At 68.5% G+C, this 20,200-nt stretch carries 12 protein-coding genes and 6 pseudogenes; 10 read left to right on the plus strand and 8 right to left on the minus strand.

The genetic code is table 11. From position 1 onward, the window contains the following. Nucleotides 1–24 precede the first annotated feature (24 nt). The 4 genes and pseudogenes from ACFYZZ_RS35260 (at nucleotide 25) to ACFYZZ_RS35275 (ending at nucleotide 3,057) form a co-directional block, all read left to right on the plus strand. Nucleotides 25–1,461 (plus strand): aldehyde dehydrogenase, encoded by a 1,437-nt coding sequence (locus ACFYZZ_RS35260; RefSeq protein ID WP_389184994.1) that lies wholly within the window; start codon nucleotides 25–27, stop codon nucleotides 1,459–1,461. A gap of 73 nt (nucleotides 1,462–1,534) precedes the next feature. Continuing rightward, nucleotides 1,535–2,056, plus strand: a pseudogene (locus ACFYZZ_RS35265) (GMC family oxidoreductase); the annotation flags it as partial. Nucleotides 2,057–2,106: 50 nt separating this feature from the next. Next, a pseudogene (locus ACFYZZ_RS35270) lies at nucleotides 2,107–2,277 on the plus strand (GMC family oxidoreductase N-terminal domain-containing protein); the annotation flags it as partial. Nucleotides 2,278–2,337: 60 nt separating this feature from the next. Beyond that, complete coding sequence (locus tag ACFYZZ_RS35275; protein ID WP_389185052.1) at nucleotides 2,338–3,057, plus strand: GMC family oxidoreductase; 720 nt, start codon at nucleotides 2,338–2,340, stop codon at nucleotides 3,055–3,057. 58 nt (nucleotides 3,058–3,115) lie between these two features. On the opposite strand, the pseudogene ACFYZZ_RS35280 reads toward ACFYZZ_RS35275, so the two are convergent. After that, nucleotides 3,116–3,229 (minus strand): annotated as a pseudogene (locus ACFYZZ_RS35280) (IS5/IS1182 family transposase); the annotation flags it as partial. 1,453 nt (nucleotides 3,230–4,682) lie between these two features. On the opposite strand from ACFYZZ_RS35280, the gene ACFYZZ_RS35285 reads away from it, so the two are divergent. Beyond that, nucleotides 4,683–5,378, plus strand: coding sequence for a type 1 glutamine amidotransferase domain-containing protein (locus ACFYZZ_RS35285; RefSeq protein WP_389184997.1), 696 nt, complete (start codon nucleotides 4,683–4,685; stop codon nucleotides 5,376–5,378). A gap of 380 nt (nucleotides 5,379–5,758) precedes the next feature. Next, nucleotides 5,759–6,127 (plus strand): annotated as a pseudogene (locus ACFYZZ_RS35290) (tyrosine-type recombinase/integrase); the annotation flags it as partial. A gap of 93 nt (nucleotides 6,128–6,220) precedes the next feature. On the opposite strand, the gene ACFYZZ_RS35295 reads toward ACFYZZ_RS35290, so the two are convergent. The 3 genes from ACFYZZ_RS35295 to ACFYZZ_RS35305 form a co-directional block, all read right to left on the minus strand. Continuing rightward, complete coding sequence (locus ACFYZZ_RS35295) at nucleotides 6,221–7,441, minus strand: metallophosphoesterase (RefSeq protein WP_389185000.1); 1,221 nt, start codon at nucleotides 7,439–7,441, stop codon at nucleotides 6,221–6,223. A gap of 311 nt (nucleotides 7,442–7,752) precedes the next feature. Next, nucleotides 7,753–8,136, minus strand: a complete 384-nt coding sequence (locus ACFYZZ_RS35300) for a PPOX class F420-dependent oxidoreductase (RefSeq protein ID WP_389185055.1) — start codon at nucleotides 8,134–8,136, stop codon at nucleotides 7,753–7,755. Between the two features lie 283 nt (nucleotides 8,137–8,419). Next, the gene (locus ACFYZZ_RS35305) at nucleotides 8,420–9,181 is read right to left on the minus strand and encodes an SDR family NAD(P)-dependent oxidoreductase (RefSeq protein ID WP_389185003.1); all 762 of its coding nucleotides are present in this window, start codon (nucleotides 9,179–9,181) and stop codon (nucleotides 8,420–8,422) included. Between the two features lie 118 nt (nucleotides 9,182–9,299). On the opposite strand from ACFYZZ_RS35305, the gene ACFYZZ_RS35310 reads away from it, so the two are divergent. Both ACFYZZ_RS35310 and ACFYZZ_RS35315 read left to right on the plus strand, forming a co-directional pair. After that, the gene (locus ACFYZZ_RS35310; protein ID WP_389185006.1) at nucleotides 9,300–9,908 is read left to right on the plus strand and encodes a TetR/AcrR family transcriptional regulator; all 609 of its coding nucleotides are present in this window, start codon (nucleotides 9,300–9,302) and stop codon (nucleotides 9,906–9,908) included. Nucleotides 9,909–10,927: 1,019 nt separating this feature from the next. Beyond that, entirely contained in the window at nucleotides 10,928–11,098 is a 171-nt protein-coding gene (locus tag ACFYZZ_RS35315) for a hypothetical protein (RefSeq protein WP_389185009.1), read from the plus strand. Nucleotides 11,099–11,193: 95 nt separating this feature from the next. Here ACFYZZ_RS35315 and ACFYZZ_RS35320 read toward each other — a convergent pair whose 3' ends face one another. Together ACFYZZ_RS35320 and ACFYZZ_RS35325 are read right to left on the minus strand one after the other, a co-directional pair. Further along, nucleotides 11,194–11,682 carry a thiamine pyrophosphate-dependent enzyme gene (locus tag ACFYZZ_RS35320; protein ID WP_389185058.1) on the minus strand — a complete coding sequence of 163 codons (489 nt, stop codon included), beginning with the start codon at nucleotides 11,680–11,682 and terminating at the stop codon, nucleotides 11,194–11,196. A 252-nt stretch (nucleotides 11,683–11,934) separates the two neighbouring features. Then, nucleotides 11,935–12,884, minus strand: a pseudogene (locus ACFYZZ_RS35325) (thiamine pyrophosphate-binding protein); the annotation flags it as partial. A 178-nt stretch (nucleotides 12,885–13,062) separates the two neighbouring features. Between ACFYZZ_RS35325 and ACFYZZ_RS35330 the strand changes: the two are divergent. Beyond that, nucleotides 13,063–13,702: pseudogene (locus tag ACFYZZ_RS35330) on the plus strand (flavodoxin family protein). 412 nt (nucleotides 13,703–14,114) lie between these two features. Beyond that, a complete protein-coding gene (putP, locus tag ACFYZZ_RS35335; RefSeq protein WP_389185012.1) occupies nucleotides 14,115–17,699 on the plus strand; it encodes a sodium/proline symporter PutP in 3,585 nt (1,194 codons plus the stop codon). Nucleotides 17,700–18,057: 358 nt separating this feature from the next. On the opposite strand, the gene atzF is transcribed toward putP, so the two are convergent. Continuing rightward, entirely contained in the window at nucleotides 18,058–19,746 is a 1,689-nt protein-coding gene (gene atzF / locus ACFYZZ_RS35340) for an allophanate hydrolase (protein WP_389185015.1), read from the minus strand. Further along, nucleotides 19,743–20,200, minus strand: a 458-nt coding sequence (locus ACFYZZ_RS35345; protein WP_389185018.1) for an acetyl-CoA carboxylase biotin carboxyl carrier protein subunit, incomplete at its 5' end; no start/stop codon positions are given. The genes atzF and ACFYZZ_RS35345, both read right to left, overlap by 4 nt.

Here is a 20,200-nt window from a genome sequence, read left to right on the forward strand (position 1 = left end):
GCCATGCCGTGGGGAGAGTTCACCATGGATCTCAACCATCTGTTCATCGGCGGACGCTGGGTGCACACTTCCGGCGATCGTGTCATCAACGTCGCATCCGCGAGTACCGGTGATCATCTCGGTGCCGTGCCGGACGGTTCCCGGGGCGACATCGACCGGGCGGTCGGAGCCGCTCGTGCCGCATTCGACGCACCGGCCGGTTGGGCCTCCTGGGGCCCTGAACGTCGCGCGGCCGCCATGATCCGTCTCGCGGATGCGCTCGACGCCAGGAAGGAGGCGACCTCCGCGGCCGTCAGCACGCAGAACGGCATGCCGATCACTGTCGCCCGGTCCTTCGAAGGCGTGGTGCCGTCCGCCCTGCTGCGCTACTACGCGGGCCTGGCCGACAGCATGACGTCCGAGGAACTGCGTACCGGGCTGCCCCGTGGCACCACCCTGGTCCGCCGGGAACCCTCAGGTGTCGTAGCCGCCATCATGACCTGGAATTTCCCTCAGACCATCGCCTTCTTCAAGGTGGCCCCGGCTCTGGCGGCCGGTTGCGCGCTCGTCCTCAAGCCGGCTCCGGAGACGGTCCTCGACTCTGTGCTGCTGGCGGAGGCGGTCGAGGAAGCGGGCATCCCCGACGGCGTGATCAACATCGTTCCGGGCGGCCGCGACACCGGCGCGTATCTGGTCTCCCATCCTGACATCGACAAGGTGTCGTTCACCGGATCCACCAGAGCAGGGCGCCAAGTGGCTTCTGCATGCGCCGAGTTGCTGCGGCCGGTGACTCTGGAACTGGGAGGAAAGTCCGCCGCCGTCGTCCTCGACGACGCCGACCTCGCCGCGAACGTAGAGCAGTTCTTCATGGCCAGTCTGCTGAACAACGGTCAGACCTGTTATGCGAGTACCAGGGTCCTGGCCCCCTTCAGCAGGTATCGGGAAGTGGTCGAGTTCTGTACGGCGATGGCCCGTGACGCCGTCGTCGGTGACGCGCTCGACCCCGACACCCAGATCGGCCCGGTCGTCAGCCTGCGCCAACGCGAACGGGTCCTGGGTTACATCAAGACCGGCCTCAACGAAGGCGCTCGGCTCACCACCGGAGGAGGCCGGCCATCCGGCCTCGATCGAGGCTGGTTCGTCGAACCCACCGTATTCGCCGACGTGGAGAACTCATCGACCATCGCGCAGGAAGAAATCTTCGGCCCGGTCCTCACGATCACGCCCTACGACGGCGAGGACGAGGCAGTGCGCCTGGCGAACGAGTCGGCCTACGGCCTCGCCGGCACCGTATGGTCAACAGACTTGGACCATGGTGCCCAGGTGGCCCGCCGTTTGCGGACCGGCACCGTCGGGCTCAACGGCTACCTTCCCGACCTCACCTCCCCCTATGGGGGCAGGAAGGCCAGCGGACTCGGCAGCGAACTGGGGCCCGAGGGGTTCCAGGCATACCAGCAATTCCAATCGATCTACCACCCCTGATGCCACGGCCGGCATCCGTCGCCTGGCTCGGGCGAGTCCAGGCGACGGCCGTCCGCCAGGCGAGGAAGTCACCATGAATTCCACCGGAATCGAAGGATTCGACTACGTCATCGTGGGCGCCGGCAGCGCCGGTTGCGTACTCGCAGACCGCCTGAGCCGCGACGACCGCGTCCGCGTGCTGCTCCTCGAAGCGGGCGGCCCCGACACCGACGAACTCATCCACATCCCAGCCGCGCTCGGAATGCTCTTCGGATCGCCTACCGACTGGAGCTACCGGACGGTCGAGCAGCCCCAGCCGGGGCGCACCTTCGCCTGGCCCCGGGGCAAGACACTGGGCGGCTCATCATCCACCAACGTCATGATCTACACCCGGGGCAACCGGTACGACTACGACAGCTGGCGTGACGAGTACGGAGCGAAAGGCTGGGGCTACGACGACGTCCTGCCCTATTTCATGAAGTCCGAGTCGAACCACCGCCTCGGCGAGCCCTACCACGGTTCGGACGGACCCCTGCATGTCGAGGACCGCGTCTACACCCACGAACTCTCACAATCCTGGCTGGACGCCGCCGTGGAATGGGGACTGGCCCGCAACGACGACTTCGCGGGTGCGTCCCCTGCCGGCGCCGGCTTGTACCAGGTGACATGCCGCCGCGCTGCAGGCCCAGATCACGCGCGGCCGGCGTCACCTATCTCCGGGACGGACAGGAGCGGACGGCCCACGCCGACAGGGAGATCCTGCTCTGCGGCGGATCCATCAACTCGCCCCAACTGCTGCTCCTGTCGGGCATAGGCGATCCCGATGAGCTGCACGACGTGGGGATAGACGTCCGAGTCCCCCTGCCCGGGGTCGGGCGTAACCTGCAGGACCATCTGATGGCTCCCGTCGTGTGGGAGACCCGGAACTCCACTGACATCGTCAGGGACCTGCTCACCCCGGACAACCTCGAGCGGTGGCGCGCCCACGGCGACGGGCCTTTCGCCTCCAACTACGGCGAGGTCGGCGCGTTCCTCAACGTGACGGACGGCCAAAGCAGTCCTGACGTCCAGCTGGTGGGAGGGCCCACGGCACTCATTCTCAGCGGTGAGGAAGAACCTGACCGACCGGTGTTCACGATGAACTGCGTCCCGCTGCACCCGCAGACTCGCGGCACCGTCCGTCTCGCGTCGGCTGATCCTCAGACCCCACCGCTGATTGATCCCCGCTACTTCGACGCGCCCGCGGATGCGTCGGTCATGGTCGCCGGACTCAGAGCGGTCATGGACATCGCCCACTGCACACCATTCGCCGAACATCTCGCGCGGCCGTACCTGCCGAGCAGTGACGATCTGGACTGTCTGGACCGCCTGGGCGACGCGGCTCTCGAAGAGCACGTCCGCAGATGGAGTGCCACGGCATATCACCCAGTGGGCACCTGTGCCATGGGAACCGGACACGACTCCGTCGTCAATTCGGATCTGGAGGTCTACGGAGTCGAACGACTCCGTGTCGTCGACGCCTCGGTCATGCCGACGGTCACCAGTGGAAACACCAACGCACCCACGATCATGATCGCGGAAAAAGCTGCCGAGCTGATCGGGGAGCGGCCCCGCTGAACTCGACGCTATGGAAGTCCTGTCTCGCGGAGGATGCCTGACCAGCCAACGCAGCACTACTGCGCAGCCATTTGCGCAGGTGGTCGTAGTCGTAGCCCTTGTCGGCGTGAAGCTTGGCGGGTCTGCGCCGCCTCGGGCCGCGGCGCGAGCGGACCGGGCCTGGCTCCACTCGGAGAAGCGTCGATACACCGTGATCGTCACCGCCGACGGCTACCGAGCACGCAGGCCCGCGGAGTGCTCACTGGCCTTCAAGGGTGCTGTCGGCAGCGGCTGACGGGCCGTGATCCCTGCGGTACGCCGTACCTTCGCGTGCGGTGGTCCGGCTACCTGTCGAGGCTTACCGTTGATCAGTGGGAGCACGGCGCTGGATGGTGTGGCTTCGGGCCCGGGATCCGGGTCTGGCAGCGGTGCGGCGTGCGGCACGGGGTCATGGTGGTGGCGTCCGTAGGCTTCTACGCCGCGCGATACGGGCTGGGTGACCGGACGGTCGCGATATACGCACTGTTCGGTGCCGTCGCGGTGGGTGGGTTGTCGTCCGTGCCGGGGACGCCGCGGCAGCGGGCGCGGACTCTGCTGGCGGTGCTGCCGCTTGCGATGGCGCTGGTGACGCTCGGGACGTGGCTGGCCGTGTACGGTTGGACGGCGGCGCTGGGGATGCTCGTGGTGGGGTTCCTGGTGGCGTACAGCGGGGTCGGCGGACCAAAATTCCTCGGGCTCGCCAACGGGCTGCAACTGTTCTACATCCTGCCGTGCTTCCCGCCGTACGCGCCGTCGACGCTTGGACTGCGCCTGTCGGGCCTGGTGGCCGGGGTGGTGTTGATGGCCGCCGCCGAATTGTGGCTGTGGCCGGCGGCGGGTCCGGGCCGCTACGAGGACCGGCTGGCGCGAGCGGGACGGGTGGCCGCCGATGCGTTGTACGGCCTGGCGGCGGATCCGCCGCGGTGCTCCGATCCGGCGCTGCTGCTGGAGGTATCGCAGGCGCTGCGCAGCGCCGCCCACCTGCGCGACGCCGCCCAACGGCTGCGGCTCGGAACGCTGCAGTTCAGCCACGACCTGCGCTCGGGCCACGTCCGGCCCGGTGTCGTGGACGGGAACATCGACGACGCGCCGGCCGACAGAACCGTGATCAACGACGTCTGCGTCGCATCGTCGGGCCGACCCCCGACCCGCTCCTGTACTACGCCGTGGACGCCGCCATCTGGCTGGCAAGCCTGCAGCGCGCGATCGGCGCGGCCGGCACGCCGCGCTCGGTGCTCGGCACGACGACATCTCCGTGGCGCTGACGGCCCGAGTGCACACGGAGCGCCCGGAACTCGGCGGCGGAGCCTTTCAAGCTCCTCGTCGGTGACTGCGGTGGTGAGTGCGGATGGGCGCCTGGGACGACCGCCTGGAGAAAGAAGCCCAGGAGGAAGTGGGCCGACGACGTGGGTCTGCTCATGCACGCCTCCAACGTGCCCCATACCGCCCTGTACATGGAGCAACTCTTCCGGCCTGAAGTGCATCGCGGCCGGACCAGCCGCGAGTTTGCACCTTTCGGGAATGCTTGCCCACAATAGTTCTATATGGGTAAGGGTCGATCATCGCGCGTGCCTTTCTCAGGCTACGCCAGCTCATGGGAGCCTCCTATGGCCAAGATTCTGTTCGTGCTGACCGGCGCGAGCTACTGGACGCTGAAAGACGGCCACCGGCACCCGACCGGCTACTGGGCCGAGGAGTTCGTCGCGCCGTACAGGGTGTTCACCGACGCCGGACACCAGGTCACCGTGGCAACTCCGGGTGGGGTTGTGCCCGTTGTGGACACGATGAGCCTGGAGCCACGCATGGCGGGCGGTGAGGAGAACGCCCTCGAAGAAGAGGCCGTCATCGAGTCGGCGGACGAGCTGAGGCATCCCATGTCCCTCAAGGGGGTGCGTATCGAGGACTACGACGCGGTCTACTACCCCGGGGGTCACGGCCCGATGGAGGACCTCTCGACCGACCCCGACTCCGGCGCGCTGCTGCGTGAGGCGCTCGCTTCCGGCAAACCGCTCGCCGTCGTCTGCCACGCCCCGGCCGCGTTCCTCGCGACCCGCGATGCGAACGGTGAAACGCCGTTCGCGAACTACCGTGTGACGGGCTTCTGCAACGAGGAGGAGGCTGGCGTCGGCTTCGCCGACAGGGCCAAGTGGCTGCTGGAGGACGAGCTGAAGAAGCTGCCCACCCAGTATTCGCGGGGTCCTGCATGGGAGTCGTACACGGTCGTGGACCGCAACCTCTACACGGGGCAGAACCCCGCATCCTCGGGCCCCCTCGCCAAGGAGGTCCTCAAAGCCCTCTCCTGACCGAAGGCGCGCCAGGAGGAGCCACCTCGCCCCCCTAGCCCGCAGCCTGATGTGCCGTCAGGAAAGTCGGCATTCGGTCCGGATCAGTCCTGAAGAACATGGGAAAGCTGCCCGAACCGGGCAGGGAGCAGACAAATTCGGGAGTTCCTCCATGCTTCGTACCATGTTCAAGTCCAAGATCTAGCGGTTGGGTGTTTCCGCAGGTCAGAGCCATGATTGCCGCCTCCAGGCATGATCGCCGCCTCCAGGTCAGCAAACGGTCAGCATCAGGCCGGGCGGTTTCCGGCTTGCTGACCTGCACCCGCGGCAGGGGCCGCGGGGTCCTGCGTGGGAGTCGTACACGGTCGTGGACCGCAACCTCTACACGGGGCAGAACCCCGCAGTTCCGGGAGGTCCCCCTGCCGCGCTCGGTGTGGGAAGCGATGGAGCGGTTTGAGGAGAAGCACGGCACCACGCAGGATGGTTATCTCCTGCGCGGCCCAAGCGGCTACTACACCGAGCCGATGGAACGCCGCCGTGTGCAGAAGCTCTTCAAGAACCTCCCTGCGGAGGAGGGTGTCGGCAAGTACAGCTTCCGGCACTACTTCGCCTCTAACGCGCTCGCGAACGGAATACCGATCACCGACGTAGCCGAATGGATGGGGCACAAGTCCATTGAGGAGACGTATCGGACGTACCGGCACCTGATGCCTGGGAGCATCGCCAAGGCGGCTCGCATTTTGGATGCAGGCTTGTGGGAAGCGGCCTGATTCGATGCTGAGGTCAGCAGGTTTGTCTGCTGGTGGTACACGCGTCAAGCGTCGGTGGCGCACCTCCAAGCGGATGTGTTGGCCTGCCCAGTGCTACGGCGAGGTGGGCAGGTGCGGGCTGCGGAGCACGAGCAGGGTGATCTCGCTGGGGGCGAAGATGCGGAACGGCGGGCCCCAGAAGCCGGTGCCGCGGCTGGTGTAGAGGAGTGTGCGGGTGCCGTGGTGGCTGAGGCCGGCGAGGGCGGGCTGGTCGATGCGGACGAGGTGGTGGAAGGGCCAGATCTGGCCGCCGTGGGTGTGGCCGGAGAGTTGGAGGTCGATGCCGGCGGCTGCTGCCCGGTCGACGAACTTGGGCTGGTGTGCCAGGAGCAGGACGGGCAGGTCGGGGTCGGCGCCGTTCAGGGCTCCGGCGAGGTGGGCGCCGTGGCCTGCCAGGCCGGAGGACTCGGCGGTGACGTCATCCACGCCGGCGACCACGAGGGTGTCGCCTCCGCGTTCGAGCAGCAGATGGCGGTTGCGCAGCGGCTCCCAGCCCAGCTCGTCCATGAGGTCGACCCATCCCTGGGCCTCGCTGTAGTACTCGTGGTTGCCGGTGACGTATACGCGGGCATGGGTGGCCCGCACGGTTCCGAGTGGGGTGGCCTGGGCGCGGCGGCGTTTGGCCGTGCCGTCCGCGATGTCGCCGGTGTGGCAGACCAGGTCGGCTTCCAGGGTGTTCACCGTCTCGCACACCCGTGCCGACCAGCGAGCGCGATCGAGTGGGCCGTAATGGGTGTCAGTGATGAGGACGACGCGGATGCCGTCCAACCCGACACCCAGCCGTGGGAGTCGTACGTCGAGTCGGCGCACGCGTGGCACGCGGCGGGCCTCGGCGTACCCCCAGGCGAGCAGTACGGCGGTTACGCCGAGGACGGCCCAGGTGACGATTCGGGCCCGGTCCTGACTCTCGCCGACGCCGGACACGGTCAGGGCGAGCCGCAAAGGGACGCCGAGCAGAACGGACCAGGTGAACAGAACCCAACTCGTGCCCAGCAGGGTGTCACCGACGATCGCCGCCCGGTCCTGCTGACGCCGGCCGTGGCCGCGCACCATCGAGAGCGGCATACCGATGAGGCCGAGGACGAACGGGGCGGTGCCGACCAGCGTGACGGGCAGCGGCCAGTGCTGGCCGGTGTACAGGAGAACCAAGCAGGGCACGGTCCACAGAAGTACGGGGGCGATCAGGGGGATGTAGCGCATCAGGCGGTGCAGTCGGCTCTGCCGCGGCGTTTGCGCTTCGCTGTCGGCGGGTCGGGTGTTGCTGGTGTCGGTCACGCTTCCCCTCCTTGACCAGGCTGCCGTCTCGCGCAATGTATCCGGTCGCCCTCGGGCCGGCCGGACCGGCGTTCATGGGCGCGGCCTTCGCCCGGACCATCCCGGTCACAGGGCCCCTTCCCGACGCTCCAGTGGCGGGTCCAGCAGGCGGACTTTGAGCTGTTGGGCTCGGCTGCTTTCTTGTAGACCACTGGGCGAAGGCGGTGAAGGTGCCGGGTGCCGCCTGCTGCTGACTCAGCGTTGTCTCCACAGTCCGACCCCCTTGATCGCTCACCCTTGTGTGCCGTGGAACTGACGGTAAGTCATTTTTTTCACGGGGTGAGCCGCACGCGGATGCCCAGTGTCCGGTCCGCTCCCCGCAGCCAGCTGTTGAAGATCATGAGGCGGCCGACGATGCCGTACTTGCGGGCGATGAGTGAGCGGTAGCGGGCGCCGGTCGCCGCGTCGGTGATCTCGGCGGTGGCCGGGACCGGGTCGCCCGTCGGGTTGCCACGCAGGTCGCAGGGGCCGACGAGAATGTCGCCGCGGGCCCGGATCCGCTTGACCTTCCAGGAGTCGGCGGGGGTCCGCACGCCCAGCGTGTCTCCGTCGCGCACCACCCACACCGGGGTGGCGACCGGGGTGCCGTTCTTGCGGTAGCTGGTGATCAGCATGTACTTGCCGGCGCCGAGCTGCTCCAGCAGCGTGTCGTCCATGATGCGTTTCTGTTCCTTGCTCTTGCGTTCGGGGTCGGTGGCCACTTGAGCGGCGTACTGTGTGGGGAGCCCAGCCGATGTGGACGCCTGCCATGAAGCGGTGCACGTCGTCCGCGTCCGCCGGGCCTCCCTGCGCCAATTGCTGCAGGCCGTCTCCGAGCGCGATGGCGGCGGCCAGACTCAGGCAGACACGGACGATGGTGTTGGCTGCTGCGACAGGAGTGCCGACCGCCACCACGCCTCCTTGCTTGTCTCGGAGCGGACCCCGGGCTCGGGCTCGGGCTCAGACCTGCTCGGTGGGGCGTACGAGCAGCTCGGCGACGGCCACGTGCCGGGGGCGGGTGACGATGTAGCCGACGGTGTCGGCGATGTCCTGGCCCTGCAGCCGCTCGATGTCGCCCAGGGACGAGGCGATGTACTGCTGGACGGCGTCCGGGTTGTGCGTGCGCAGTTCGGTGTCGACGCTGCCCGGCTCGACGACGGACACACGGACGTGCTGCTTTGCCAGTTCCTGGCGCAGCGCCTCGCTGAAGCCGGTGACGCCGAACTTGGTGGCGCTGTACACGGCGGTCATGGCGTAGGCGCTGCGGCCGGCGAGCGAGCCGATGTTGACGATGTCGGCGACCTGACGCGGTGCCTCGGCGGCTGCCTTGACCAGGTGGGGAATGGCCGCGTGGGTGCTGTACATCAGCCCCATGAGGTTGATGTCGATCATGCGCCGCCAGTCGTTCAGGTCCGCTCCGGGGGCGGGGCCGAGCAGCATGAGGCCGGCGTTGTTGACCAGGGTGTCCAGGCGGCCCAGGTTCTCGACGGTCCGCTCGACCGCTTCCGCGGCAGCCTGGGCGTCGGTGATGTCGGCAGGCACGACCAGGGCCTTTCCGCCGGTGCCGGTGATTTCTGTGGCGAGGGCGGTGAGCCGGTCCTCGCGGCGGCCGACCAGGGCCACGGAGGCGCCCTCTCGGGCAAGCTCCAGGGCGGTGGCGTGCCCGATGCCGCTGGATGCTCCGGTGACCAGGGCGACGGTTCCTTCAAGACGACGAGTCATCGTTCAAACCTTTCGATGCGCGGCCACGTTGCTCGGGCCGTACGGGACAGGGGGTGACGGCCCTGGTAGGCCGTATGAGGGGGGCCACTCAGGGCCGGGCCACGGGCACAATGGGGAAGTGAGTACTACTGGGCAGAAGACAACCAACGCCAAGCGTCAGGAGAGCGCGGTCGAAGGAGACCTGCCTCCTCGCGAACGCCTGGTCCGAGCCGCGTCGCGGCTGTTCTATTACGAAGGTGTACGCGCGATCGGCGTGGAGCGGTTGATCGCCGAGGCCGGGGTGACCAAGGCGACCTTCTACCGGCACTTCGCCTCCAAGGACGACCTGGTCGTGGCCTACCTGCTGACCAAGGACGCCTACTACAAGCAGGTGGCCGAACCGCTGGCCGCCGCACACCCGCCCGCCGAAGCGATCGACCTGATCTTCGAGGCGATCGCCGAGCACGCCCGCGAGCGTGGCTTCCGCGGATCGCCGTTCCTGAACGCGGCCGCCGAGTACCCGGACGCCGACCACCCGGTCCGCGGCCTGGTGGCGACCCACCGGGACTGGATCCGCAACCTCTTCCAGGACCTGCTCACCCGGCTCGGCCACGCCGACCCGGTGTCGGCCGCCGGTGCGCTGCTGATGCTGTACGACGGCGCGATGGCAGCTGGCTACCTGGACGACTCGACTGCCGCCCACAAGACCCTGCTGGACGCGGTCCGGCTGATCCGGTCGGGAGGCTGATCCCGTCGGAGCCTCATGAGGCAGCGGCTCTGTGCGGTGCCCCGGCTGGGCCGGGGCGCGGATTGGTTTCACGGAACTTTTGATCTCTCTTCGACGTGCACCGGCGACCTGATGGCAGATCTCGGCCTGGAGGCAGCCCGGCCGGGAAGGCCCATACAGACCCTTCCTCAAGAGGGAGGAAGACCGGTCGTTCTACTTGTCGACGATAGCCCCCTCACCGTCCGGGCGCCAACCGATCGGCGCGCTTGTGGGAAGCCTCACGGGTTGCTGCTGTCCCGGAGGGGAGTTCGTCGACTCCGTACGGATCGAGGTCGCGGAGTCGGACCTGACCGGAGAAGAAGCCTCGCCCTCGGCTTCCACCGCACCGGCGGGGCTACGACTCATGGCGGAGCGCGCCAGGAGTGACCCCAGCCGCCCCGTGGCCGTCAGAAAAGTCAGCAACGGATCAATGTGAGTACTTAAACACCCGGCGACAGCTGACCACACATGCGAAACCTTGTAGCCTCCGAACATCGCCCTTGACCTGCAAAAAGCAGGCAGGGAGCAGACGAATCGGGAGTTTCTTCGTGCTTCGTACCATGTTCAAGTCCAAGATCTAGCGGTTAGGTGTTTTCGCAAGTCAGGGGCCCTGATCGCCGTGTCCAGGTCAGCAAACGGTCAGCATCAGACCGGACGGTTTCCGGCTTGCTGACCTGTACCAGCGACAGGTATCGGCTGCCCCGCCCACGCACTGCTCGGAAGGGGGTCGTTCTTCAAGGAGTGCGGTTGTGCCCGGCCGACCCGTTGCCCGAACCCGTACACGATTCGGTTCCGGGACGCTCTCGGTAAGCAGCGTGAAGAGGCCGGCTACGACACGCAGGACGGCCCGATCGAGCACCTTACGCAGATATACGCGGAGAAAAGGACGACGGAGCCGTCCGTTGTCGAGGCCCGCCGGGAACTCGGTCAGCAGACGGTCGCGGAATACGCGAACCAGTGGCGGCCGCGGCAGCGGAGGATGACGGAGTACGCTTAACTCGGTGATCCAGATCGTGGTCGAGCATTTCCTGGACGAGTTGGAGACGGACGGGGTCGGGCGCGGAAACCAGGTGGACATATTCCGGGTGCAGGAACCGGATCGTCATGACGGTGGGGTGCGGCTTGTGAAATGGCGAGGCGCGCTCGGTGAATGTGAACAATGGCGTGGCTGATCACGTCTACCGGGTTCACGAGCAGATCCACTCCAGCAGGCACCACGAAGGACGGTTACCTCTGCGCGGTCCGAGCGGCTACCTGGGCCGGCGGGTCAGAACGGTCCGCTGAGGCTGCCGAGTCGGTCGGTCAGGCGCAGGTTCTCGGTGTAGTCGACGGGGCAGGCGATCACGGAGACGCCTTCGTCGTCGAGGGCGCGGCGCAATGCGGGCAGCAACTGGTCGGCGGACTCGACCTGGTAGCCGTGTGCGCCGAAGCTTTCGGCGTAGGCGACCAGGTCCGGGTTGGTGAAGCGGGTGTGGCTGTGGCGGCCGAGTTCGAGTTCCATCTTCCAGGTGATCAGCCCGTATTCCTCGTCCACCAGGACGAGGACGATCAGGGGGATGTGTTCGCGGACGGCGGTCTCGAGTTCCTGGGAGTTCATCAGGAAGGAGCCGTCGCCCATCATGGCCAGGACGCGCCGGTCGGGTCGGGCCAGTTTGGCGGCGACGGCGCCCGGCAGTGCGAAGCCCATAGTGGACAAGCCGTTGGAGACCAGGCAGGTGTCCGGTTCGTAGGTGGGATAGAGGCGGGACATCCACATCTTCCCGGCGCCGGTGTCGGCGAGCACGATGTCGTGGCGGTCCAGTGCGGACCGGACATCGCTCACCACACGCTGGGGCACCAGCGGGAACGCGTCGTTGTCACGCCCGTACGCGAGTTCGTCGTCGAGCAGCGTACGGATCTTCACGCTGCTTTCCGAGTCGTAGGTGAACCCTTCGGGCAGTGCCGAAGCGAGTGCGTCCAGCGCCTGCGACAGGTCGCCCTCGATGCCCACTGCGACCGGGTAATGTGTATCCACCTCGGAGGGGAAGCGGTGTACGTGCACGATGCGCTTGTCGCCGTTGGGGTTGATCTTGGTGGGGTCGAATTCCTGGATCTCGTAGCCGACGCAGATCACCACGTCGGCGGTGTCGAAGCCGAAGTTGCTGTAGTCGTGGCGCATGAAGCCGACCGCGCCGAGGGCGTTCGGGTGGTCGTCGGGGAAGACGCCTTGCCGTGGAAGGTGGTCGCGACCGGGATGTTCAGTCGTTCGGCGAATCGCACGAGAGCGTCCGAGGCCCGAGCTCTCGCGGCGCCATGGCCTGCCAGCACGACAGGACGCCGCGCCGTGGTGAGCACCTCGACCGCCCGCGCGATCTGCGTGAGTGACGGCACGTCGGCGTGCACTGTGTCGATCTGCAAGGGCGCCACATGCTCGGCGGGCCGCTCCGCTTCGATGTCCTCGGGCACGGCCAGGAACACGGCACCGGGGCGCTCGCTCTGCGCGATCTTGAAAGCCTTGCGTGTCATCTCCGGCACCGCGTTAGGGCACTCCACGCGGGCTGCCCACTGGGTGACGGGGGCGAACATCGATACCAGGTCGATGACTTGATGCGACTCCTTGTGGATGCGGCGCAGCGAGCCCTGGGCGGCAAGGGCCACCATCGGTGCGCTGTTGGTCGTGGCATCGGCGGTGCCGAGCAGCAGGTTGATCGCGCCGGGGCCCAGAGTGGCCGAACACACCCCGGCCCGGCCGGTCAGCCGTCCGTAGATCTCGGCCATGAACGAGGCGGCCTGCTCGTGGCGCACCAGGATGTACCGGATCCCGGAGCCGCTCAGGGCGTCGACGAAGCGGATGTTCTCCTCGCCGGGGATCCCGAAGACGTACTCGACGCCTTCGGCTCGCAGACAGCGCACCAGCAGGTGTGCGACGTCGTCCGCTGCTGCCGTGGTCCGCGACTTGGTCGCGCCTTCGGTGCTCATGAGGCGAACGTAGGTACACGTGGCTGCCCGGGCCACTCGTCCGCCGCCGACCGGGCGTGGACCGCTGTGGCTGTTTGGAGGCGTTGTGCTGGCGGCTGCCGTGGTCGGACCGCACGCTGGCGAAGTGAGAACGAACCGCCATGCACAGAGCGGCGGCGGAACTCCGGGAGAGGACCGTGTGACCCCTTCGTCGCCCGCCACCGACGCACCGCCGGCCCGGTACGACGACCTGCGTGCGCTGGTGATCAACCGCACCCTCAAACGCTCACCGGAGAAGAGCAACACCCAGGGACTGATCGACCGCTGCACCGCCATCCTGGACGCGCAGGACGTGCACGTGGATGTCGTACGGGCGCTGGACCACGACATCGCGACCGGTGTGTGGCCCGACATGAGGGAGCACGGCTGGGAGACGGACGCCTGGCCCGAGCTGTACCGGCAGGTCATGGCGGCCGACATCCTGGTGCTGGCCGGCCCCATCTGGCTGGGTGACAACAGTTCAGTGACGAAACAGGTGATCGAGCGCCTCTACGCCTGCTCCAGCCTGCTCAACGAAGCAGGCCAGTACGCCTACCACGGCCACGTCGGCGGCTGCCTGATCACCGGTAACGAGGACGGCGTCAAGCACTGCGCCATGAACGTCCTCTACAGCCTGCAGCACCTGGGCTACACCATCCCGCCCCAGGCGGACGCCGGCTGGATCGGCGAGGCGGGCCCGTGCGCTGAAGGACCTCGGCGGCATCCCCGCCTACGGCAACCAGCGCACCGCCTGGGACGCCGGCTGCCGCCGCGACTACGAGAACCCCGAACACCGGTAACGATGCCGAGGGAAACCGGCGGGCGGCCGTCGGGGTCGGCTGCGGCGGCGTGGGCGACCGTTCATAACCCGAGGGCTGTGCACCGCCTCGGGCTGCCGCCGCAGTTCAGGAGAGCCTCGACAAGACCGCCGACCTGCTGATCAAGACCCTCCTGCCAGACACGGCCACACATGACGATGACGTGACACCGCTCCTGATCGGGCTGCCCATGCCTGAGGGAGAAGACTTTCGTGCCTGATCGCTGTGATGGCGGTCCTCTTCGACATCGGCGTGACGGAGTCCCCGTGCCCGCACCGGCGCGGACGGCACCGGCCGCCGACGGCGACCGGAATATGTACATTTGTGCAGTAGGGATCACGACTGTCAGTCGTGCGGTTGTAGGCCCGTGCATGAACCTCGCAGGCGAGGGATTATGTCCGACTTGAGTGCGCCGATCGTGGCCACGTTCCTCGTGTATGTGGCCGTCATGATCGGAACAGGTGTCTGGGCCTACCGCCGTACTCACACCTTCGCCGACTTCGCCCTGGGCGGCCGCAGGCTCCCCGCGTTCGTCGCCGCCCTGTCCGCAGGGGCCAGCGACATGTCCGGCTGGCTGTTCCTCGCCTTCCCCGGAGCGGTGTACGCGGCCGGTGTCGGCGCCAGCTGGATCGCGGTCGGCCTGGTGCTCGGTACGTACTTCAACTGGTTGTTCGTCGCGCCGAGGCTGCGCACCTACACCGAGCGCGCAGGGAACGCGGTGAGCCTTTCGGCCTACCTGGAGGAGCGGTTCGAGGACCGCACACGGATGCTCCGGACGGTCTCGGCGGCGGTGACCCTTGTGTTCTTCACTGTGTACGTGGCCAGTGGACTGGTGGCCGGCGGGCTGCTGTTCGGGCACATCTTCGGCGCCGGTTTCCGGCTCGGGGTGGCCCTGACCGCCCTGGTGATCGTCGTCTACTCATGCCTGGGCGGCTTCCTGGCCGTGAGCCTGACCCACGTCATGCAGGCCACACTGATGTTCCTCGCCCTGCTGGTCCTCCCCGTCGTGGGTATCGCGACGCTCGGCGGCTTCGGTGCGCTTCGTGACTCTCTCGACAGCAAGACGCCCAGCCTGCTGGACATGGGTGCCAAAGTCGGCTTCACGGACGGCCGGTGGTCGGGAGACGGCGGGTCGCTCGGCGCTGTCTCGATCATCTCGTTGCTCTCGTGGGGCCTCGGCTATTTCGGGCAGCCGCACATCCTGGCCCGCTTCATGGGCATCCGCAGCACCAGTGCCGTACCCGCGGCCCGTCGTATCGAGACCGGGTGGGTGGTCGTGGTGCTGGCCGGTGCCACAGTGGTCGGCCTGCTGGGCATCGCGCAGTTCGGCACACCGCTCCATGACCCGCAGACGGTATACATCGCTCTGAGCCGGACCCTGTTCAGTCCGTGGGGCGCCGGTGTGATGCTGATCGCGGTGCTCGCCGCGATCATCTCGACCGCGGACAGCCAGCTCCTCGTGTCGTCCGTCGCACTCACGGAGGACTTCTACCACGCGTTCCTCAAGCGGCGCGTCTCGGACGAGGCACTGGTGTGGGTGGGTCGCTCCGCCGTCGTCGCCGTGACCCTCGTGGCCTCCGTGATCGCGCTGAGGGGCGGCGAGCTGCTGGGGATCGTGGGCTACGCCTGGGCGGGCTTCGGGGCCGCTTTCGGCCCGGTGGTCCTGCTCTCGCTGTACTGGCCGCGCATGACCTGGGCGGGGGCCATGGCCGGGATCGTGTCCGGCGCAGTCACGGTGCTCCTGTGGCGTGTGGTCAAGCCGCTGCACGGCCCCTTCTGGTCGGGCATCTACGAGATCATTCCGGGCGTCCTGGTCGCCACGGTCGCGGCCCTGATCTTCGGCAGGTTCATCGGTCGGCCTCCGAAACGGGCCTTCTGGCGGATGCCGGGCGGCGGGGTGAGCCAGCTGATGCTCACCCCCTTCCTCAGCCACGCACCGGTCGGCATCGCCGTTCTCGACACGGATCTGCGGTACGTCTGGGTGAACGAGCCGCTGGACCGCCAGATCTCGCTGAAGCGGCGGCTGGGGCGGCGGATGGCGGAGGTGTTGCCGCAGGCCGAGGCCGACGCCTTCGAGGAGAAGATGCGCGAGGTTCTTCGGACCGGTGCGCCGGTGATGGACTTCGAGTACCGCGGCGCCGGCTACACGGTGCACGACCGAGGCCGCGCGATCTCTGCCTCCTTCTTCGCGATGAAGGACCGTCACGACCGGAATGTCGGTGTCTGGTACATGATCATCGATGTCACTGAGCGGTGGCGGGCGCAGGAGCGCCTGGCCCTGCTCAATGACGCCGCTGCGCGCATCGGCAGCACCCTGGACGTGGCGCGGACCGCGCAGGAACTGGCCGACGACGCGGTGCCGGCCGTCGCGGACTTCGTCGCCGTCGACCTGCTGGACTCGGTCACGAGGGGCGAGGAGCCGGCCCCCGGGCCGGTCGGTATGTCACCCGTCATCCGCCGTGCGGCCCAGCGGTCGGTCCGTGAGGGATGCCCCGAGGCGTCCCTTGCCGTGGGGGAAACAGTCCGACGTGCGCCCGCGTCGCCCGTGACCCGCTGTCTGCTGGAGAGCAGGACCCTGGTCGAACGGGTCCTTGACCGCACCAACAGTCCGTGGGTGACCGTGGACGAGACGCTGGGCGCCTCGTTCCTGGACTACGACTTCCGCTCGGTGATGGTGGTCCCCGTGCGGGCGCGCGGCGTCACCCTGGGGGTGGCGACGTTCGCCCGGTCCCGGCGGCTGGGCCCTTTCGAGGACGACGACGTCCGCCTCGCCGAGGAACTCGTCTCCCGCGCGGCGGTGTGCATCGACAACGCACGCCGTTTCACCCGCGAGCGCACGGCGGCCCGTTCCATGCAGCGCTACCTGTTGCCACAGGACCTGACGGGAGGGTCCGCCCTCGCCGTGGCCTCGTGGTATCTCCCGGCGGATGCCCCCAGCGGTGTGGGCGGCGACTGGTTCGACGTGATCCCGCTCTCCGGAGCACGGGTCGCCCTGGTCGTCGGGGACGTGGCCGGGCACGGCATCAACGCGGCGGCGACCATGGGGCGCCTGCGCGTCGCGGTGCGCACGCTCGCCAACCTCGACCTGTCTCCGGACGAACTGCTGGCCCATCTGGACGATCTGGTCATCGGCCTCATGGGGGCGCACGACATCGATGCTCCGTTGGCGGCCGAGGGCGAGGCGACGGGCACCGCGTTCCTGGGCGCCACTTGCCTGTACGCCGTCTACGACCCGGTCAGCAGGCTGTGCTCCATGGCCCGGGCCGGTCACCTCCCGCCGATGATCGTCGCTCCCGACGGCGCCGCCGACATTCTGGACCTGCCCGCCGGACCGCCACTCGGCCTCGGCTACCTCCCGTTCGAGTCCATCGAGACCGAGCTGGAAGACGGCAGTCTCATCGCCCTCTACACCGACGGCCTCATCGAGTCCGTCGACCGGGACATCGACGTCGGGCTCTCCCGGCTGGGCGATGCCCTCGCGGCCCCACTGCCGACCCTGGCGGAGACCGGCCGACGAGTGATCGACAGCCTGCTGACGGGTCCGCCTGCCGACGACGCGGCCCTGCTCCTCGCCCGTACCCGTGTCCTGGCTCCGGACCGCGTCGCCTCCTGGGACCTGCCCAGCGATCCGGCTGCCGTCGCGCATGCCCGCGGCCTCGCGGCTCAGAAGCTGACGGAGTGGGGCATCCCCGATCTCACGTTCACCACGGAACTCATCGTCAGCGAACTGGTGACCAACGCGATCCGCCATGCGGCCGGACCGGTCTGCCTGCGCTTGATCCGGGATCGTGGCCTGATCTGCGAGGTCTCCGACGCGAGCAGCACCGCGCCACGGCTGCGTCACGCGCGGACCACCGACGAGGGGGGACGGGGCCTGCTGATCGTCGCCCAGATGGCCCGCCGGTGGGGCACTCGTTACACGAAGTCCGGCAAGATCATCTGGACGGAGCAGGTCATTGCGGCCGACGCGACCGGCTAGCTAGGCCGGCGGGCGGATCCGCCATCGCCGCACAACGTGGATCTGATGGCTCCCGCAGACGGGGCAGCGGGGCGCTGACTGTCGCTGACGACGAGCTTCACACCTATGCGCATGGACTGGCGTGCCCTCAGGAAAGTCAGCAACAGGTCAGTGTGAGTCCTCAAACACCCGGCGACAGCTGACCCCACATGCGAAACGTTGTAGCCTCCGAACATCGCCCTTGACCTGCAGAAAGCAGGCAGGGAGCAGACGAATGGGGAGTTTCTTCGTGCTTCGTACCATGTTCAAGTCCAAGATCTAGCATCTGGGTGTTTGTGCAGGCCAGAGCCCCTTCGGCTCGCCCCCGGTCAGCAAAAGGTCAGCATGCGTCGCAGCAGGGTCTCTGCTCGGGGCGGGGGAGACCGGCCACGTACGCCCGCCAGCTGCCGTACGGCGTGATGTCACGGGCACTTTCGACGGCCTGTGGCTCGCAGAGGAAGCCGGTCACGAAGCTTCCGTCCGCGAGTTCCACGCTGCCGAGCGCCATCGGGCGGGGCAGCGCGGCGAGGAGTGTGCCCAGTCCCTCGGCGGGAAGCTGCCACACCTCGGCCTCGATCGTGTTCCCGCCGTCGCCGACCCGGACCAGCCCCGGCTTCGGCGGGAGGGTGTCCAGCGCGTACAGCCGGTAGGCGGGCGCGGTTGTGGTCGTACGCACCAGCCGTCCTCCTGCAGCGAGCAGCTGCCCGTTCAGGGGCTGTCCGGACAGGTGCGCACCGATCACCGCGAGCCGCAGCGGCGGGGAGGTGAGCAGCCCGGCGATGCGCGCGAGCCGCTCGTCCGTGAAGGCCGGGCCGATCAGCATGACACCGAACGGCAACCCGTTCACGTTGCCCGCGGGAACCGCCACCGCCGCCAGGTCGAAGAGGTTGGTGGAGTTGGTGAAGCGGCCGAGCCGGGCGTTGACGCCCAGCGGGTCGGCTTCGACCTCGGTGAGGGTCGGATGGCACGGGGCGGTCGGCAGGAGCAGTGCGTCGGCGTCGCCGAGGGAGGCCAGGGCGCGGGCGCGGAGGTCTGCCAGCTTCCGCTGGTCGGCGTACAGCTGGTGGGCCGGGATGTCCCTGGCCCGCGAGATGATTCCGGCAACGGTCGGGTCGACGTCCGGCGAGCCTTCGTGCGCGTCGATGAAGGCGCCGACGGCGGTGTAGCGCTCGGCGACGAACGCGCCCTCGTACAGCATCACCGCCGCCTCGGTGAACGGTGCGAGGTCGACGGGCAGGATCTCGGCGCCCGCGTCGGCGAGCCGCCGCGCCGCGGTGCCGAACGCCTCGGTCCAGCCACTGTCCATCCGGCCCAGTTGGCCGGGTTCCGGGACGGCGATCCGCCACGGCCCGGGGCGGCGTGGGGCCGGAGCCGACGGTGCACGCCCGGGCGGCGCCGTCATGAGGGACAGCGCCAGCTCGGCCTCCGGGAGCGTACGGGTGAAGACCGTGACGCAGTCGAGCGAGGCGCAGGCGGGGACGACGCCCTCGGTCGGGACCAGCCCGATGGTCGGCTTGAGACCGACGATGCCGTTGAAGGCCGCCGGAACCCGGCCCGAGCCCGCGGTGTCCGTGCCGAGCGCGATGTCGGCGATGCCGAGCGCGACAGCGACCGCGGAACCGGCCGAGGAACCGCCGGACACGCGCTCCGGGTCGACGGCGCCCCGGACCGCTCCGTACGGGCTGCGGGTGCCGACCAGGCCGGTCGCGAACTGGTCGAGGTTCGTGGTGCCGAGTACCACGGCGCCCGCCGCCTTCAGGCGGGCCACGGCCGGGGCGTCGGCGTCCGGCTCGTAGGCGTAGGCGGGACAGCCGGCGGTGGTCGGCAGTCCGGCCACGTCGATGTTGCCCTTGACGGCGACCACGGTCCCGGCCAGCGGCAGCCGCTCACCGGCGGCGGTCCTCGCGTCGACCGCGGCGGCGTCCGCCTCGGTCTCGGCCTGCGGGCGCAGGCCGATCCACACCTCCGGCCGGTTCACCCGCGCGATGCGCGCGTAGGCGGCCCGGACCCGTTCCACAGCGGTGATCACGCGGCTGCCTCCATGGTCTCGACGGGAGCGAGGACGACGAGAGCGGCACCGGCCTCGACCTGACTGCCCGGCTTGGCCAGGATCCGCGCGACGATGCCGTCGGCGGGGGCCGGGACCCGGGACTCCATTTTCATCGCTTCGAGCGCGAGCAGTGGCTGTCCGGCCGACACGCGGTCGCCTACGGCGACCTCGACCTTCCAGACGGATGCGGTGAACTCGGCCTCGACCAGGTGGCCGCCGACGGGGACCTCGACCTCGGTGGCCGGCGGGGCGACCTCGGCTGCCGCCTCGGCGCGGGCGAACTCGCCCGCCGCCTCCCAGGCGTCGCGTTCCGCGCGGAACCCGACGCCCAGCCGGGCGCGGAACACGTCGATCGACGCGGCAATTTCGGCGAGAAACCCCTGGTACGCGGCGAGCGCGAAGGAGCCCACCACCATACACGGCACCAACCGGC

It is taken from the genome of Streptomyces sp. NPDC001816 (assembly GCF_042892235.1).
Lineage (GTDB): Bacteria > Actinomycetota > Actinomycetes > Streptomycetales > Streptomycetaceae > Streptomyces.